This is a genomic window from Legionella sp. PC997 (genome assembly GCF_014109825.1).
Taxonomy (GTDB): Bacteria; Pseudomonadota; Gammaproteobacteria; order Legionellales; family Legionellaceae; genus Legionella.
Window position 1 is genome coordinate 497,296 of record NZ_CP059576.1, and the last position, 16,756, is coordinate 514,051.

Genomic DNA, 16,756 nt, shown 5'->3' on the forward strand with positions numbered 1-16,756 from the left:
TAGAAAAAAAATGGGAATAGTAAAGGGATTATAAAAATTAATAGTGTTCGCGGAGGAACTCTTTTAAGTCTTCCGCTTTTTTAGGCATGGAAAAATAATAGCCCTGAGCATAGTCACAACCATGCTGCATAATGAATTCACGTTGTAAATCAGTTTCGACTCCTTCGGCTAACACCTGTAAATTTAAACTATGGCCCAAATTAATAATGGCTCGGGTAATGGCAGCATCATTTTCCCGATTGACCAACTCACTAATAAATGAACGATCTATTTTTAATTTATCTACAGGAAACTGCTTAAGATAAGCCAAACTTGAATAGCCTGTACCAAAATCATCAATGGCTAATTTTGTTCCCATGTCTTTCAGCTCATACATGGTTTCCACCGCATGTTTTACATTATCAACAAGCAGGCTTTCAGTAAGTTCTAACTCCAAAAATTTGGCAGGGAGACCTGTTTCAAGCAGAATATTCTCAATGATTTCAGATAAATGAGCCTGACGGAATTGGCGCCCAGAAATATTCACTGCCATAGTTAATTGCTCATAACCTTGGCGATGCCAGCGTACAAGTTGACTGCATGCTTCACGCAAAACCCACAGCCCTATATCAAGAATTAAGCCATTTTCCTCGGCCATACCTATAAAATCATTAGGAGGAACATCTCCTAAAATATGGCTGTGCCAACGTAATAAGGCTTCAAAGCCAATCGTTTTATTCGTAGCTAAATCTATAAAGGGTTGATACACCAGATGAAATTCATTGCGCTTGAGTGAATCACGCAGTGCATTGTCGAGTTGCATACGATTTATGATGCGCATATTCATTTCTTTATCATAGGTACGATAGGTGTTGCGGCCATTATCTTTCGCATGATACATCGATAAGTCAGCACACCTCATTAAGGATTCATAATCATCGCCATCTTTAGGGTAATAGCTAATTCCTATACTACCGGTAATTTTTAAATTATGTTGATCAATTTGAATCGGTTTGGCAATAGAGGCAAGTATTTCTTCTGCTTTTTGTTGTGCCTGCGACTCGCTAACAACATCCTGTAGCAAAACCACAAACTCATCCCCCCCCAAGCGACAAACAGTATCAAAATCGTCAGTAGCAATTACTAAACGATTCGATACAGCTTGCAACATTCTATCCCCAATACTATGGCCTAAAGTATCATTGGTCATTTTAAAGTGATCCAAATCAAGGAATAAAAAAGCCAGCATGGAGCTTTTTTTCTTGGCAAGTAAAATAGCTTGATCCACACGGTCAATTAATAAAACTCGATTGGGTAATTCAGTGAGTGAATCATGAGTAGCCTGTTGAATTAATTGTTGTTCCATTTCTCGACGTTGGGTTACGTCGTTAAGGATGCAGACATAATGCTTGACGTTATCAAATGAATCTCGGACGGGTGCCACACTGACTTCAGCCCAAAAAACCTCACCACTACGTCGGTAACTTTCCAACTCTACAGTTTCTTCGCGTAATTCCTTAATCGCCAAAGTAATTCGTTTCTGATTCACATGCTCCACTTGACTACCATGTAAAAAGGTAAGATTTTGTCCTAATATTTGTCTTTCGCTATATCCTGTAATGCGTTCAAATGCTTTATTAACATAAATAATGGGCAAATCGGGCTTAGAAATATCAATAATTGCAACCCCATGGGTACTGGCTTCAATGGCACGCTCTCGGATACGAAGCTCGTCTTCTTCGAGCAATTTTTGGGTTATATCCCTGAAACTGTATACTCTACCAACAATTTCAGAACCTATTCGTTGCGGTTGAGTAAATCGCTCAAAAATTCGGCCATCTTTAAAATGCAATACGGGTAGTTCTCCTTGCCACTCGGGATTTTCATAAAGATATTTTACATCTGCAATTACTGCTTCAGGATTACTTAATTGTTGCAAAATGTATTCAAAACCAATACTTTCGGTACCAGATTCCAACATATGGGAGGGAATGCGCCACATTTCTACGAATTTTTGATTCCAGTCAACAACTTGGCCTTTTCCGTTTACCATCATGATACCATCCGCAGTGGATTCAAGAGTGGCACGCAAAAGAGATAGGGACTTTTCCAGTTCTATATTTTTTTCAAGAATATCATGGGCCTTTATATTTATATTTTCTGAAAGCGGAGCTTTAACAGAGCGCTGAAATTCGGGTTGGGTGTGATACCATTTTTCAAGAAGCATAGATAGGTTAGAGGTAGGTGTAATGATTCCTAATTCTTCACAAACATTGATAAGAGAGGGTTCTCGGCCTTGTTTTTTAACTCGTTCCGCAGCCTCTGCTACCTCTTTGTAATTTAGTTCACGTCGTGCCATGTTCCCTCACTCATCCCCTCATTACTAGCTAATGAATTAACTTATTGTTCGAAGCCAATTCAATTTAAATTATATACTCTTAATGGATTTTTGCCTAAAAAGAAATCAAGCGATACTTATAGATAATTAAAACAGGGCTAAAACAAGAATTCCCGCGCGTGCGGGAATGATTTTTTGAACTTATTTTTTTGGAGCAGGTACGGTTACTGGCTGCACTTGCTTTCCTGCTAATTGTTGTACTTGTGTGTTCACAGTTTGTATTTGAGTTTGCAATTGATTTTGTACGGTCTTGATCTGATTTTGCAGCTGACTATTGGCTGTTTGTATTTGTTGCTGTAGATCATTTTGTATTTTTTGAATTTGTGCTTGGAGTTGGCTGTTAAGTTGCTGTATTTGTTGTTGCTGCTGGGCTTGTAGCTGTTTTAACTGACTTTGAATTTGCGTATTAAATTGTGCTATTTGATCATCAGCAAAAGCAGTATTGGCCAAAAAGACAGTACAAAAAAGTGATTTTGCTAAAATTTTCATTACTATTCCCTTAATTAAAAAAAATCGGACATAAATACTTTAACCTAATAATCAATGAATTGACTAGAAACCTAGTAAATTTTTAGCATAAGAAGCGGTAGGATTAAATAGTGCTAACGTTTAAAACCGAAATAACAAAGAACGATGCCCAGGAGCAGTTCAAATCCGGCGGCACTGTAGGCAATGTTTTTATTTTGCATAAAGAGAAAAGTGGCTTGATCAATATAGTGAGGGTAAAAAAATATACTCGCTCCTTTGAGCAATACGACCCAACTAATCAAGGTTATTAAAAGCCGCCAATTCCATTGCCAAATATTATGACTTACAACCATAAGTAATCCAAGCATGAGAGTCCAAAGCCCTAAAACCAGCATTAATGGGGCATCCTTAAGGAGCGCTTGCACATAAATTGTAAACTGTTCTAAGTTGAGAAACATCGCCAAGCTTACAATGATTAGATAAATTCCAAGAACTTTGCTTAAAAACTTTGATTTGTCCATTTTTGATTATTCCGTTATCTATATAACTGAAGTGTAGTTCTTGATTCGAAGAAGTTCTATGTCTGAGTTTCACTATGTTTCACCCAAATATAACCGGGATCCACTTATTCTTAGTAAACCAATATCTCTTGTCTTTTTTGTTCCTCCTCAGCTACATTCATTACATTCCGAGGGTTTGGAGGTGGAAATAAGCTTTGGCTTTGTGCATAAGTACGAGCTTCAAAATATTCCGTAGCGATATTTTGTGCTTCATCGATCAGTAATTTAAATTTTTCGGTCAGAATTTTGATAAATTCATCAAAGTTATAGTGAATTAATTCAGTAAGAATGAGTCGATTGTCGAGCGCTTTAGATAAAGGCAGTCTACCGTGAAAAGTGGTTGGATTTTGGGTTCCAATAAGACAAAAACCTGGTTTTTTAGGCGGATTGCCTTCAAGATCATAGCCTGAAAGTAGGGCATTTAGTAATTGTTCATGAATTTGAGTATTAAATTCTTCAATACAAACAACCTGACCCTTATGAAATGCATCTAAAAGTTTTGCTTGAACTTCTTGAGGATTAGTGGGAAAAATGGTTATGTATTCAATTCCCTTTGCTTTAAGTAATGTATGAACTAATTGACTTTTGCCCAGGCCGGGTTCTGCTTCAAGAATAATCCCATTAATGCCCAGTTCTTGATCCCATACCCCTTTTATTTTCTTTTCTCGAATAAGCAACAGCATTTCGATACTCAAAGCAATTTTTTTTCGTGAATCTGTCCAGATGAATTTTTTGTCGACAGTTTTTGGATGAAATTGTTGCAATGCAGTTTTGAGTTTCCTCTTCTCCTCGCTCCACGTTGTTCCTTGTTTTATGTCATAGCGAAGAGGTAGGCTCAGCTTTTTATCCAGACTTAATGTTTTGATTTCACTTAAAATGGCGTATCGGATCAAAAAATCATCCGTCATCAATTTGGTTTGTGAGTTCTCTTTTAAAATAAAATAGCGCAAACACATCATCTGAGCATTACGAGGCGTGATGTTAAGTCCGGCATCTTGTGCTTTGGTATAGTAAGCTTCAATGAGTTTTAATAAGCCCTTCGGATCCTCATTGGATTCAAGGAGCGGCGTTAATATTTTTTTTAGCGGTTGTCCTTCGAAAGGCAAGTAGTTTGGGTATCGTTTAATTAAATTAGGTTCAAAACGCCCCTCGTAATGGGTAGGATTTCCCGCAAAAATGATTTTATGATTTTTTAATGGATAACAGGTGCCTTCATACCAAAACTCTTTATCGCCGCGGGCAAGTGCTTCAAACAAAGCGTAATGCTCCTGACTCAGATTGGCCTCATCAATGAATAATATAGGTTGACTTTCACCTTTGTGTTCAAGCCAATTTTTTATCGCTGCCAATTCATGGTAGATGATAATGGGCTTTTGATGTTCCTTCCCATACTTGGGCAAGATTTTTTGGACGAAATAACTTTTTCCCGTGCCGGTTTTACTGGTTAAAAATACCAATGGATGATGATCCAGATAGTCCAGCACCATTTCAGGGGTTGTTGGTTCTGCACTTTCCGGAAGAATTCCTGCGCTCCATTTCAGTTTTCTAATTAAACCATCAAGCCATTGCGAATGCTGTGTGGTGTTGGTGGGTACATCTATGAAATGGCTATGGCATGGCGTTAATTTGAGTTGCTGATAGGTTTTTTTTAATAGTTCTGCCAATTCTGGATGTAACCGAGCGAAGTCTTTTTCAGGCTTATAATGGTGAACGGTTTTATGGATGGCCTTGAAAGGGGCTGGATTGTCACTTATTAATGTGATGTTTTGAGCCGAAACGGCCTCTCCATTGACCCAAAGAGTAGGAGGATTGATAAAGAGAGTTTGTAATTGTTGAGCCAAAGTTGTTGAAAATTGGCCTTTGAGGACTACAGCCTTACCTGATTTAATGGCTTTAAGTAATTCAGTTTCTTCACCCTTAAATAATTTGTTTTTTAAAGAAACGTGGAAAAACAAACTGTTAAAATTGGTTTTTGGATCAATATTGATCGTGATAGCATCTACAGGTTTATAGTGTTCTTCCGCATCATCTAAATCATTTGTAATAATGAGTTGATTACTCTGGCCTAACCCATCAATGGGAATGATTGATTTTTTTAATGGTTCTGGAACAAACACATTAGGTGTTGTCTTAATATTTAGGGTGCATTGTGCTTTTTGAGCTTCCCTCAAAAGGCTGAACCACTGAATTTCAGTTAAGTTATCCGTCACTAGTAGTTCGAGTTGTTGGTCTAAAGCAAAAAATCCAGGAAGTGGTTTAAGTGTATGATTCTCGGTGATTTTGTATTGATTGGAAAATAAAGGAAGTGTTGTTTGATTAACAATTCGTTTTTTTCCAGCGATAGGTTTAATCACGTCGGGATAAGTACTCAAGTCAGGTTGGGCAAATTCTAAGTGAAAGTCTTTAGGCAATTCATGCCATTCACCATTAAAGAAAAAACGGTTTGTTGCCATTAATTCTGTGATCAAAAAGCGAAACTTAGGATCTTCAAATGGCGCATTATGCACAGTTAATTTAGAAGTTTTATTTTTGGCGGCTTTCATCAGCGCACCGGGAAAAACACCTAAAGTTCCTTCATTAAAGGTATGTCTTCCTAGAAAAATAGATTCCCAGTTTAAGGGAGAAGGAAATAGGACGTCGTCATCCCCTACAGGTTGGTTCAGCTTAATCGCTGGTAATTCGATAGGAGGTATGTCAGGTGCTTGGCTGATGGCATTGAAACGTGAATAAAAGTCATCTCCCATTTTAAATGCAGATCGCTCATCCATTCCCACCACCACATGCACATTAGGGGGAATAGGGAGATTACCCAGATTTGGATTTTCCTTGTCGATGATACTATTTAAACTGACATGGCGGGCTTTAGGATCAGACCAGTTTATAAACCAGGTATAGGATTCATTTGGATTTAAAGTGGCATTTTTTAAAAACTGACTTATAGGGCTATCTACCTGCTGGTCCAGGCTGTGTTCCACTCGCAAATTACGGAGGACCATAGAATCTAAGTCACGTGAGAAAAAAGTGTTTTTGTATTCTGTGGATGCTTGATGAAGCGCCTCTATTCCGTGGTTGTCTTTAAAAATAAGCCACTGCTTTGCATACCAATTCTTGGAAGTAAGTTTTTTTATAAGCTCACCGGCATTTAGGGCTTGGAGCGGTACGTTATTCCAGGTTTGAAAGCGGTTATCGGGTTTTAAAGGGCTAACCGTTTTTTTGGTTTTTTTATCTTCAGTGGTCTTTTCATCCTTTCTTTTTTTTAGTGGCGGCATGGGAAGATCAATCAAGTGAGCAACACCTCCCCCTAAATCCAAAGTAAAATGCGCATCCTTGTGTCGAACGAGAACGAATTGGTGGACATCGTTCTCTTTAAGGCTGGCATCAATTTGCAATGCAAATGCCAAAGCAGAAAAGAGTTGAGCTCGATGTCTGCACACTCCTGCACGTTGTTTGATTAAAGAATTCAATACGTAAATTGCATTCCCTTTTATATCCGCTGTAGCGGATTCTTCTTCAAAACGACAATATTCGGCCAGAGCTTGAATACGCTGCGTCTCATCAAGATTCAATAACTTTTGATATTCATTGTTGTTAATCAAGGCACCTGTGACATCAAAAGATAATTTGGAGATCCATTCTAAATGTTCTTTAGGTGCCTTGTTTTGAAGAGTAAAGTCAACGTTATTTCCTGGTTCAATGATGTAATTGACCAGACATGATTCAAGCTCCCTCTTAAATTTTATGAAATAATAACCGGAATTCTTACATCTTTTTAATTCAAAATCTGGATGTTCTGCAGCATAGTTGAGCAATTTATCGCAAGTGCTTAAGGCAGGTAATTGCAGCCATTGATTAATTAGAGGCTTTTCAAAAGTGATTTGCCCATAAACGAGTTTTTTTGACGTTTCGGATTGATTAAATTCATCTTCTAACTGGTGGGTAGTGCATTTTAAAGCTTCAGGAACAGCCTCTAGATTTTTTTCTAAAGGAATGTAGGGTTTAAAGTTTTTACTGAAAGGGGACCAAAAGAAAGTATTAAGATGATAACTTGAAACATGAGGGCTCGGACCCGTTTTCGTTTTGAAAATCGTACGTGCAGGCAAGGATGGAATATGCTCCGTTTCGCCTATATTTCCATCAAGAGATAAAGAATCCTCTGTATATCCATATTGTGGTATTTGTTTCAAGTGAGGTTCAAATAAGTTGATTTCAATTTGGGGGTAACTGTGTTGTACCCATTGTATCGCAACTAAATCCTCTTTGTTTCGTGGCGTTGGGAACGATATTGATTTGACGTTAGGTGCAACTTTGATTAATTGATTTAATTGCGAAAAGCTCAAAGCATTTAAAGAAAAAGTGATGTGCCTTAATGACGAAAGCGAAGCGGGTTCCAATGCATTTAGTAAAGTAAGAAGATCATCGGGATTATCCATTTCAATTTCATTTAAATTTCTTGCAGCCAGGAAAAAATACAGTAATTGATCGGAGGAAATATGAGTTCCTCGGGTAATCAGTTTTTTTAAATTGGGTAATGAGTTCGGTGCTATAGAAATCGATTCAAAATCAAGATAGCAGGATGATAATTCAAGATAGGTTAAATTGGGTGCATTGGTTAATAGGCTATAAAGTTGCGCGGGAGCCATTTTTCCTTGGCCGAGGATAACTTTTTTTAAAGATTTTAGTGGCTTATCAGGTTGGATGAGCGGTTCACTATATTCTGTCCAATCAAATGAATAAATAAACAAAGTTTCGAGGTTTGGAGCAGAGTTTACAAGAATATAGACATCATCAAAAATAAAACTGGAGCTAATGGAAAGATCTTTTAAGTGGATGAGCGGGGCTTTCAGGTTCAACGAATCTTCCCAAGATAAGAATAGGTTGGCGAGAGCCAATTCTCTTAAGTTGGGTGTTGCATTAATTAATGCATTTATTTGATGTGTCGATGTTTTTACACTGTTTAATGAAAGCGTTTTTAAATTGGCCATTTTTTTAGAGAGCAAAGAGAGAGATGGAGCCTTGGTAATGGTTCCGTCGACGAGACAAAGCGACAATAAATTTGGTGAATTATTTAATAACGATGCGAGACGTTTAGAAGAAAAATTAATCTCTTGTGCTAATAAAAATCTTAATGAAGTAGTTAAAAGTGGATTTTCATTTTCTTCATCCTCAAAGTCATTCAATGACTCTAATTCACAATTTTCCAATGCCAAGGAGAGTAGACCTTCTCGTTTATTGAGAAAAGAAGGGAGGGATACGATGCTGTTTGTCAATGAAATATGAATTATTTTTTTGAGTATGTCAGGACGATTTTTTAATAAATAAGCGAAATAAAGTTTGTCGGGTTCAGGGAGGAGTGTAGGGGACGACATGCTGGATTGTAAAAATTGAGGAATTGGTTTTGTCTGGGGTTCACATTCGATCGCTTTTTCAAAATGGATGTACTTTCGACGCCAGTCTATATCCATGTCTAAAGGAGTATCAAAGGACCATTGTAGTGCACCTACTAAATCTTTTCGAACTACTTCGGTGTCAATTAGATCGCTGAATAGATTGGGTAAATACAGCGTTAATGAATTGATGAAATTAAAAAATGCATCAGGGGAAGTTAAAACTTTGTTACAAAACGCATCAAATTCAACAGTATCTAAAAAAGTTACCCGATCACCAATGAGATTTAATTTTTTTATCTCAGCGATTTCTTGGGAGGGATCCATCTCGCAATATTTCAGATGGATGGTATCAACTTCCTCTACATCTTCTATTTTTTTTAAATCTTCTTGAGTAGGAAAATACACAGAAAAATGATCATCGACTAACTTTTTTATAATGCATTGTTTCAGATAAATATTTTCGGTGGTTTCGCTCAAGCTGGATTTAAGAATGATGGATTTCTTTTCGAGTTGAGCAGAATTTATAACAATCGCATCCCAGCATTCTGAATTATCCGCCAGAGCTTTATCAAGGTTCAGGACCCCGCCATTTGGCTCAACCGAAGATTCAATCGTGGGTAAAGGATTTTTTTCATATAATAAGTCGAGATCACTGAGGATTTCAGTTTGGGTTTTCATGCAAATCCTAATCTGAGTTTAATGCGCAGATCGTATTTCTAATTGATGGGTTGGGTAATTATATATCTTTTGGTGGATTTTGTAGACATTAGCGAGATTGCGTTGCCAAATATTTATCAATCATTTGACGTGAAAGGCTGATAGGTTTGGGGAGTTGTGGGAGTTTTTTTATAGAAAACCATTGAGCATCTTCAATTTCAGTTGCATCGATTTGAATTTCACCGCTGTCATATTCGGCAATGAACCCTAACATTAAATTACTTTGAAATGGCCAGGGTTGAGAGGAAAAATAATACAAATTTTTTATGGTTAATCCCACCTCTTCTTTTACTTCGCGCATAACCGTCTGTTCAAGCGTTTCTCCAGGTTCCACAAAGCCCGCCAGCAGACTGTAAACTCCAGGCATAAAATGAGGTGATCGCGCAAGTAAAAGCTCATTATCTCGCCAAATTAAGACCAACATAGCAGGGGCAATTTGAGGAAAAATTAATGAGTGACATTCAGAACATATTTTAGCTCGTTCTTTTGTACTGTATTGAGTTGGATGACCACAATACCCACAAAACTGAGTGCTTTTATCCCAATACAAGAGTTGCTTGGCTTTGGAAACAAGTAAAAAAAGATCTTCGTCGCCTAGAAGTTCATGTGCTTGCCGGATATGTTGGAACCTAGCATCTTTGGGAAGTATCTCAGGGCGTTTCTGAATCTGTACAGCAAAACACGGGGTGTTGTCATAGATTCCAAGATAAATTTGGCGTTCAATAAGGAGATGAAGATCGTCAAGATTGAACAATTTGGGGATAGTGTGGTTCTGTAAAAGGATGTCTTCGCCATGAAAGATAAACCAGAATGCGGGTCCATTAAAGGAAGTAGGGGGATGAATTTGTGATGTAAATGGTTTTAACATAAATAATCCATAATTTTGTAATCCATAATAAGTGTATCGAATGGTTTTGTGGGTGGTCAAATAGAACCTAAATTTTAAGGAAAATACTCCATTCATTGAATCGTCATTTCAAGCGCAGCATTGCTCAGATCTGTAACGAACATTTGCGTTCATCGGAAGCATTACAAGATGAAACAGGCGATCTTTTGCATGCAGTTTTTTCACTGTGCGTATGCAATTTGTTGGCTGGTTTACCCCTAATTTGCTTGTGCATGACCCCAATGCAATAATACTAAATAAGATTAATTAAAAGGATTTGAACAATGGAGAAAGTATCCACAGGGATCGTTGGTCTTGATAATATTCTCAAAGGTGGTTATCCAAAGGAAAGACCCACTCTCTTAAAAGGTGGACCCGGGTGTGGTAAGACCGTGTTTTGCCTTTTTTTTGCGTATAGCAATATTCTCAATAATCGGCACGTCACCTACCTTACTTGTGAGGAACCGCCTGAACTCATCCTAAAAAACATGGATCAATATGGATTATCAGGAAGTGACGCAAATAAAAATAAGAAACTGGCTGTTCTTGATTTTCGCCCCAACCTAACTGATACTGTGACCGGTGGTTTTGAATTAGATGCCATTCTTATGCGAATTCAATCCAGCTTATCAGGGGAAGACCCTGTGCTCATCATCGATTCACTCCAAAATCTACTGATTGGTTTAGAAACACCCAATTATCAAATTGATTTATTAAATATTTTTACATGGTGTAAAGAGCATCGAATTACCTTATTGGTTACGGCTGCAAGTGGAGAAGACAGTTATTTTGAAGAATATGCAGCCGATTGCGTTATTTTACTTGAACAAGTGATTTGTAAAAAATTAATGACCCGCATTTTAAGAATAGTTAAAATGCGAAGTTCAGCTCACGGGACAAATCAATACCCCTTTTTGTTAACCGAAACAGGCGTTTCAATTTTACCTATTACGGACACTAGTCTTACCGAACAAGAAAATCTATCTTATATTTCCACCGGAATTCCAGTTTTGGATAAAATGTTTGGCGGTCAAGGTTATTTAGAATCATCCTCGATTATGATTAGTGGATCATCGGGTACTGCAAAATCACTTCTGGCAGCTACATTGGCAGCATCTGCAGCCAAGCAACAAAAAAGAGTGCTTTATGTTTCTTTTGAAGAGTCTCCCATTAATTTTATAAGAAATGTTAAATCAGCAGGTATCAATCTTAATGATCCCGTCGCAAACAATATGATAAGTATCCATTCTCTTCGCACAATAGAGATGGGTTTAGAGGAACACCTCATTAACATTATCACCCTTATTGAAGAGATAAAACCACATATATTAATTGTGGACCCCATCACATCATTTCTAGATATTGGTGATAGTTTTGAAGTTAAATCAATATTAATTCGTCTGATATCTTATGCAAAATGCAAAAATATCACCTTTATTTTTAATCAATTTGTCCATGAGTATTTAGGGTACCAAGATCTTATCCCTGCTTCCAGCTTAGTAGATTCATGGATCAAATTAGGTCTGATTGAATCCAATGGTGAGTTTAATCGAGCATTGCAGATAGTGAAATCTCGAGGAAATGCAACCTCAAATCAAATGAAAGAGTTTCATGTTACGAGTAACGGTATTGTCATTGAGGACCCTTATTTCGGGGATGGAGGCATGATTTTTGGATCAAGAAAAAAAGAAAAACAAGCTATAGACAAGAAAAAGAAAGAATCATTGGCAACTCAATTAGAATCAATTAATAAACAAATCGATTTGATACAGAAAGATCAAAAAGATAAAGCACCTGAAAACATTGAACGCTCATTAGTTATATTTAACTTGCTAGAAAAAAAACAAAAAATTGAAATGGAAATTCAATTGACAGAGTCAATCAATTTAGAAAATAAAAAATGGAGAAAGTGATAATGGCTAAGTATAAGTTAAAACTTTATATTATCGGTTACACATCTACAGCTAAAAAAGCAGTTAAAAATCTCCAGGAAATTTGTGCGTTACCTGAACTTAAGGGTAGGTATGAAGCGGAAGTCATTAATTTATTAGAGCATCCACAATTAGCCGAGTCTGAAAAAATTATAGCAACACCGTTATTAATAAAGGATTTACCTGAGCCAATTCGCAGAATAATTGGTGATTTGTCTGATCGAGAAAAAGTACTTGTGGGATTAAATATCAGTGAAATCTGAGGAACTAAAAAAAGATAATTACTGGGAAACGTTTGTTGACGCTTTGTCAGAGGCGATTCTTGTTTTAGATTTGTCGGGTAAAATTCTTTATGCCAATCACGCATCCTGTATTTTATTCAATAAAGGAAGTGTTGATCTTATTGGCAGTGATTTTAGTTATCCAATTGAACTAGAAAAACCAACTAAAATAGAGATTCTAGATGTTAATAACCAAATAATATATGCGGAAGTATATATGAAAAAGACTATCTGGAAACATAATCCAGCTTGGGTTGCTACGTTACATGATATTACTGAAAGAGAGAATGTTGAAAAAAAATTACATCTATTAGCGAATGTTTTTCATTTTGCAAAAGAAGGCATTGTTGTTACAGATCCTGATCTGAATATCATTGATGTCAATGCAGAATTTACTAATATTACTCAATATAAAAAAGAAGAAGTCCTCGGCAAAAAACCCAATATTTTAAAATCGAATATTCAAGGCGTTGGATTTTATAAAAAAATGTGGGCACATTTAAAAAGCCAAGGATATTGGTATGGTGAGATATGGAATAAGAAAAAAAATAATGAACTATATCCGCAATTGCTGGCGATATCAGAAGTAAAAAATGTTGATGGCGATTTAGTAAATTATGTTGGCGTTTTTTATGATATTACACAACAAGAGGAACAAAAAAAACAATTACTTCATCTCGCTTACCATGATAGCTTGACAAATTTAGCAAACAGAAAATCATTATTAGAGCAATTAGAAACTGCAATGTTAAAAACACGGCGTTTAAATAATTACATAGCGCTTGTATTTTTTGATATTGATGATTTTAAGTCAGTTAATGATTTGTATAGTCACAAAACGGGGGATAATCTATTAATAGAAACTGCACAACGAGTCAAAAATCTAATACGCGAAACGGACACCTTGGCGAGAATCGGAGGTGATGAGTTTGTGTTATTATTGGAGGGACTGAGTCATCCTTATGATTTCAAACCTGTGATGGATAAGATCTATGAAAATTTAAAGAAGCCAATCATTATAGATTCACATAAAATATTTATCACTATTAGCGCTGGGATTTGTTTTTATCCGCAAAAAATAGCCATCGGCCCGTCTGGTTTGCTTTCTCAAGCGGATCAGGCTATGTATAAATCTAAGATGACTGGGAAAAATAAATATTCTTTATATGATGTGGCGCTTGATTTAGAAATTAGAAAACAAGAAAGATTAATTAACGCAATTAAATCTTCAATTAAAAATAATGAATTAAAACTTTATTACCAGCCTAAAGTGAACATGAAAACAGGTAAAATATTAGGATTAGAGGGTTTGATTCGTTGGGAGCACCCTAAAAAAGGGCTCTTACTTCCAAATCAGTTTTTACCTCAAATAACTAATGATGCGTTTTCTTTTACACTTTTAGAGTTCACCCTAAAGGAAGCACTTGAGCAAATACGATTATGGACACACATTGATGATCAGCTAACAATCAGTATCAACATCAGTGCGCGGCAACTCGAACAAGAAAATTTTTTTGAAAAATTAATGAACATTGTAAAACTTTATCCTAAAAATATATACAGTCGACTTGAATTAGAAATTTTGGAATCTAGTATTATCAATAAATTTGAATTAACCTCAGGCATTATAAAAAAATGTAATAAGATTGGTATAGAATTTTCACTGGATGATTTTGGCACCAAATATTCATCGCTGAATTATTTAGTCAATTTACCATTTCGCTATATGAAAATAGATACTGAGTTTATTAGAAATACTTTAATAAGTGAAAGGGATACTAAAATATTAAGAGCAATACTTGATATTGCAAAAGCAATAAACGTCATGGTCATTGCTGAAGGCGTAGAGACACAGGAACACATAAACCACCTGATAAACCTTGGTTGTCATTTAGGTCAAGGCTTTGCTATCAGCAAAGCAATGCCCGCGGAGCAGTTTGCACAATGGTATCAATCATGGAACAGCAAAAGGCGGGGTAACCACAAACCTGGGGGATAATGTGGTAATCCCCCCAAAATAAACCAGCAGGTGGTCAACCGGATCCAGTCGTACCGATCTAGTCTTCCGAACCTTTCTTATGTAAGAGTAGCCCTAATTTCCCTAAAACATCCCATTACTATTCGCTGACTCAGCAGGAATAGGTTGAATAACATCCCAGTGCTCATAAATTTTATTGTGTTCCAGTCGAAAAATGTCAACAATGGCTCGTCCCCGCGTTCCCGGTTCTAAGATGGAATGGACATGGACAATCACATAATCTCCTTCTGCGAAAATTCGTTTAATTTCACTATGTGATTGTGGATAAGTACTTTTCAGATAATCAATGTAATTCTTTAAACCCTCAATCCCATCTTGAGCGATAGGATTATGTTGAATGTACCAAGCACCCAAGTAATTTTGCGCAGCATCAAAGTCCTTTTCATTCAAGGCCTTTTGATAAAATTGGGTGACAATGTGTTTGTTCGTTTCCTGTAGAGCTCCTGCAATTCCAGAAACTGAGTGAAACAACAAACCACTGGATATGAGTGATAACATTATTTTTTTCATTTATGCTCCTTATTAATCAAACAAATTGATTATAAATGGCTATTTAAATTAAAAAAGCGCATAATTTTGGCTAAATATATCTAATTTTTAGATGGATTCAGGTTGGCACACGATGACCAAAGTAACTCTTGAACAATGGCGTGTATTTCATACAGTGATCGACGAAGGAAGCTTTGCTAAAGCAGCAATGAAACTGCATAAAAGTCAATCGAATATCAGCTATACTATTGCAAAACTTCAAGACATGCTGGGGTTAAAATTACTCCAGATTGAAGGGCGTAAGGCCGTCTTGACGGAACAAGGCATTGAAATTCTAAAATTATCGCGCCAAATTACCAGAGCTGCAAAAAATGTAGCGAATGCAGCTGTTAATTTAAAATCAGTTTTTGAAAAATCGATTCGCCTGGCTATTGATGAAATTTTTCCACTCCCTTTATTGATGGCTGTATTGCAAGAATTTTCCCAGCAAAATCAACACACCAAATTGAGTATTACGCATGGGTTATTATCAGGTCCTAGCGATCAATTAATTAGTGGCGGTGCGGAGCTTGCTATTATTTCAAAAATTCCGGAAGGTTATACGGGCAATAAATTGATGGATGTTCATTTTATTCCATATGCTCATCAAGACAGCCCTTTGCATCAAAAACGACTCACCCTCGAGGATCTTTATGAGGAACGTTACCTCATTGCCCAGGATTCTGGTGTAAATAAAAAACGTAATGAAGGGTGGTTAGGTTCTGAATTTCATTGGAAAGTAAGTACTTTGGAAATGAAAATCCAATGTGTGGCACATGGAATAGGGTTTGCCTGGTTGCCGCAGAAAATGGTTGAGGGTCGAAACATACCTATTCTCCCTTTGAAAATGGAAGAAAATAATATCAGAACCTATCCTGTTTATTTGGTGCACCACCAACCTCAAGAAATGGGGCCATCAGCAAAACTCTTAATAGAGCTTTTTAAAAAACACGCCGACAAAAGTTAGATTTTGAGTTTTAGTAAAGCTTCATCTAATGACACCCACGTTAAATTGACCTATAAGTAATAAATCCCCCTATCGAAGAGAGAACTATGAATGCTTCAAAAAAATCCCTTATAAGCGGTTTAATGATTTTATTTTCAGTTTCAGCCAGCAGCATGACGGAACAAGTTTCCCAATCCCAATCCGATGCGGCGCGAATTTCAATGTTGGAAAAGGCTTTGGCTCCCCAAAAACTGGATGAAGTGGCAACTTTGTTTGCAAAAGCCAATAAAGAGAGGAATGCTGCGGTCCAATTTATGCTGTTTTCGGAACAATTAAAAAACAAATTTAACGATCGTTGGCCCTATTGGGTATCTGGGGTATCCAGTCCATGGATTACTTCTTATGAGATAAAAAAAATAGCTCAAAGCAAGAGTTCTTGGAAATTTAGAATAACATATCAATGGGCAACCGCAGATGGACCATTTAATCCCCCCATGGTGCAAACCATAGTAGTAGCACCTGTACCTGAACCTATAAATTCATCCCAAAAATTTTGGATAATTGAATTTAATGAGCAATAGGTAAAAGAACCTATCGGTTGTTTTGTCGTACTATAATTATTTAAAAGATCTGTTAA

The 16,756-nt window shown here is 36.7% G+C and carries 11 protein-coding genes; 5 read left to right on the plus strand and 6 right to left on the minus strand.

Annotated features, from left to right (window positions below; genetic code table 11):
* Positions 1–37 precede the first annotated feature (37 nt).
* The 5 genes from HBNCFIEN_RS02145 to nudC form a co-directional block, all read right to left on the minus strand.
* A complete protein-coding gene (locus tag HBNCFIEN_RS02145; RefSeq protein WP_182392510.1) occupies positions 38–2,338 on the minus strand; it encodes a bifunctional diguanylate cyclase/phosphodiesterase in 2,301 nt (766 codons plus the stop codon).
* A gap of 180 nt (positions 2,339–2,518) precedes the next feature.
* Positions 2,519–2,866 (minus strand): hypothetical protein, encoded by a 348-nt coding sequence (locus HBNCFIEN_RS02150; protein WP_182392511.1) that lies wholly within the window; start codon positions 2,864–2,866, stop codon positions 2,519–2,521.
* Positions 2,867–2,979: 113 nt separating this feature from the next.
* The gene (locus HBNCFIEN_RS02155; RefSeq protein WP_182392512.1) at positions 2,980–3,366 is read right to left on the minus strand and encodes a hypothetical protein; all 387 of its coding nucleotides are present in this window, start codon (positions 3,364–3,366) and stop codon (positions 2,980–2,982) included.
* Between the two features lie 110 nt (positions 3,367–3,476).
* Positions 3,477–9,470 (minus strand): hypothetical protein, encoded by a 5,994-nt coding sequence (locus tag HBNCFIEN_RS02160; RefSeq protein ID WP_182392513.1) that lies wholly within the window; start codon positions 9,468–9,470, stop codon positions 3,477–3,479.
* Positions 9,471–9,558: 88 nt separating this feature from the next.
* Positions 9,559–10,377, minus strand: a complete 819-nt coding sequence (gene nudC / locus HBNCFIEN_RS02165; protein ID WP_182392514.1) for an NAD(+) diphosphatase — start codon at positions 10,375–10,377, stop codon at positions 9,559–9,561.
* A gap of 302 nt (positions 10,378–10,679) precedes the next feature.
* Between nudC and kaiC the strand changes: the two genes are divergently transcribed.
* The 3 genes from kaiC to HBNCFIEN_RS02180 are packed head-to-tail and all read left to right on the plus strand — an operon-like array spanning position 10,680 to position 14,606.
* Positions 10,680–12,308 carry a circadian clock protein KaiC gene (kaiC, locus tag HBNCFIEN_RS02170; RefSeq protein ID WP_182392515.1) on the plus strand — a complete coding sequence of 543 codons (1,629 nt, stop codon included), beginning with the start codon at positions 10,680–10,682 and terminating at the stop codon, positions 12,306–12,308.
* 2 nt (positions 12,309–12,310) lie between these two features.
* Positions 12,311–12,589 (plus strand): circadian clock KaiB family protein, encoded by a 279-nt coding sequence (locus tag HBNCFIEN_RS02175; protein ID WP_220471002.1) that lies wholly within the window; start codon positions 12,311–12,313, stop codon positions 12,587–12,589.
* Positions 12,579–14,606, plus strand: coding sequence for a bifunctional diguanylate cyclase/phosphodiesterase (locus tag HBNCFIEN_RS02180; RefSeq protein ID WP_182392516.1), 2,028 nt, complete (start codon positions 12,579–12,581; stop codon positions 14,604–14,606). The genes HBNCFIEN_RS02175 and HBNCFIEN_RS02180 overlap by 11 nt, the downstream gene beginning before the upstream one ends.
* Positions 14,607–14,708: 102 nt before the next feature.
* Here the strand turns inward: HBNCFIEN_RS02180 and HBNCFIEN_RS02185 are convergent, their stop codons facing one another.
* Positions 14,709–15,155 carry a nuclear transport factor 2 family protein gene (locus HBNCFIEN_RS02185; RefSeq protein ID WP_182392517.1) on the minus strand — a complete coding sequence of 149 codons (447 nt, stop codon included), beginning with the start codon at positions 15,153–15,155 and terminating at the stop codon, positions 14,709–14,711.
* A 112-nt stretch (positions 15,156–15,267) separates the two neighbouring features.
* Here HBNCFIEN_RS02185 and HBNCFIEN_RS02190 point away from each other — a divergent pair, with 112 nt between their 5' ends.
* The gene (locus tag HBNCFIEN_RS02190) at positions 15,268–16,140 is read left to right on the plus strand and encodes a LysR family transcriptional regulator (protein ID WP_182392518.1); all 873 of its coding nucleotides are present in this window, start codon (positions 15,268–15,270) and stop codon (positions 16,138–16,140) included.
* Positions 16,141–16,226: 86 nt separating this feature from the next.
* On the plus strand, positions 16,227–16,700 hold the full coding sequence (locus tag HBNCFIEN_RS02195) for a hypothetical protein (protein WP_182392519.1): 474 nt from the start codon (positions 16,227–16,229) through the stop codon (positions 16,698–16,700).
* Positions 16,701–16,756 lie beyond the last annotated feature (56 nt).

Excerpts from the sequence above, each read along its gene's own strand:
- HBNCFIEN_RS02145 (WP_182392510.1), bottom strand. The coding sequence starts at position 2,338 with ATGGCACGACGTGAACTAAATTACAAAGAGGTAGCAGAGGCTGCGGAA.
- HBNCFIEN_RS02150 (WP_182392511.1), bottom strand. The coding sequence starts at position 2,866 with ATGAAAATTTTAGCAAAATCACTTTTTTGTACTGTCTTTTTGGCCAAT.
- HBNCFIEN_RS02155 (WP_182392512.1), bottom strand. The coding sequence starts at position 3,366 with ATGGACAAATCAAAGTTTTTAAGCAAAGTTCTTGGAATTTATCTAATC.
- HBNCFIEN_RS02160 (WP_182392513.1), bottom strand. The coding sequence starts at position 9,470 with ATGAAAACCCAAACTGAAATCCTCAGTGATCTCGACTTATTATATGAA.
- nudC (WP_182392514.1), bottom strand. The coding sequence starts at position 10,377 with ATGTTAAAACCATTTACATCACAAATTCATCCCCCTACTTCCTTTAAT.
- kaiC (WP_182392515.1), top strand. The coding sequence starts at position 10,680 with ATGGAGAAAGTATCCACAGGGATCGTTGGTCTTGATAATATTCTCAAA.
- HBNCFIEN_RS02175 (WP_220471002.1), top strand. The coding sequence starts at position 12,311 with ATGGCTAAGTATAAGTTAAAACTTTATATTATCGGTTACACATCTACA.
- HBNCFIEN_RS02185 (WP_182392517.1), bottom strand. The coding sequence starts at position 15,155 with ATGAAAAAAATAATGTTATCACTCATATCCAGTGGTTTGTTGTTTCAC.
- HBNCFIEN_RS02190 (WP_182392518.1), top strand. The coding sequence starts at position 15,268 with ATGACCAAAGTAACTCTTGAACAATGGCGTGTATTTCATACAGTGATC.
- HBNCFIEN_RS02195 (WP_182392519.1), top strand. The coding sequence starts at position 16,227 with ATGAATGCTTCAAAAAAATCCCTTATAAGCGGTTTAATGATTTTATTT.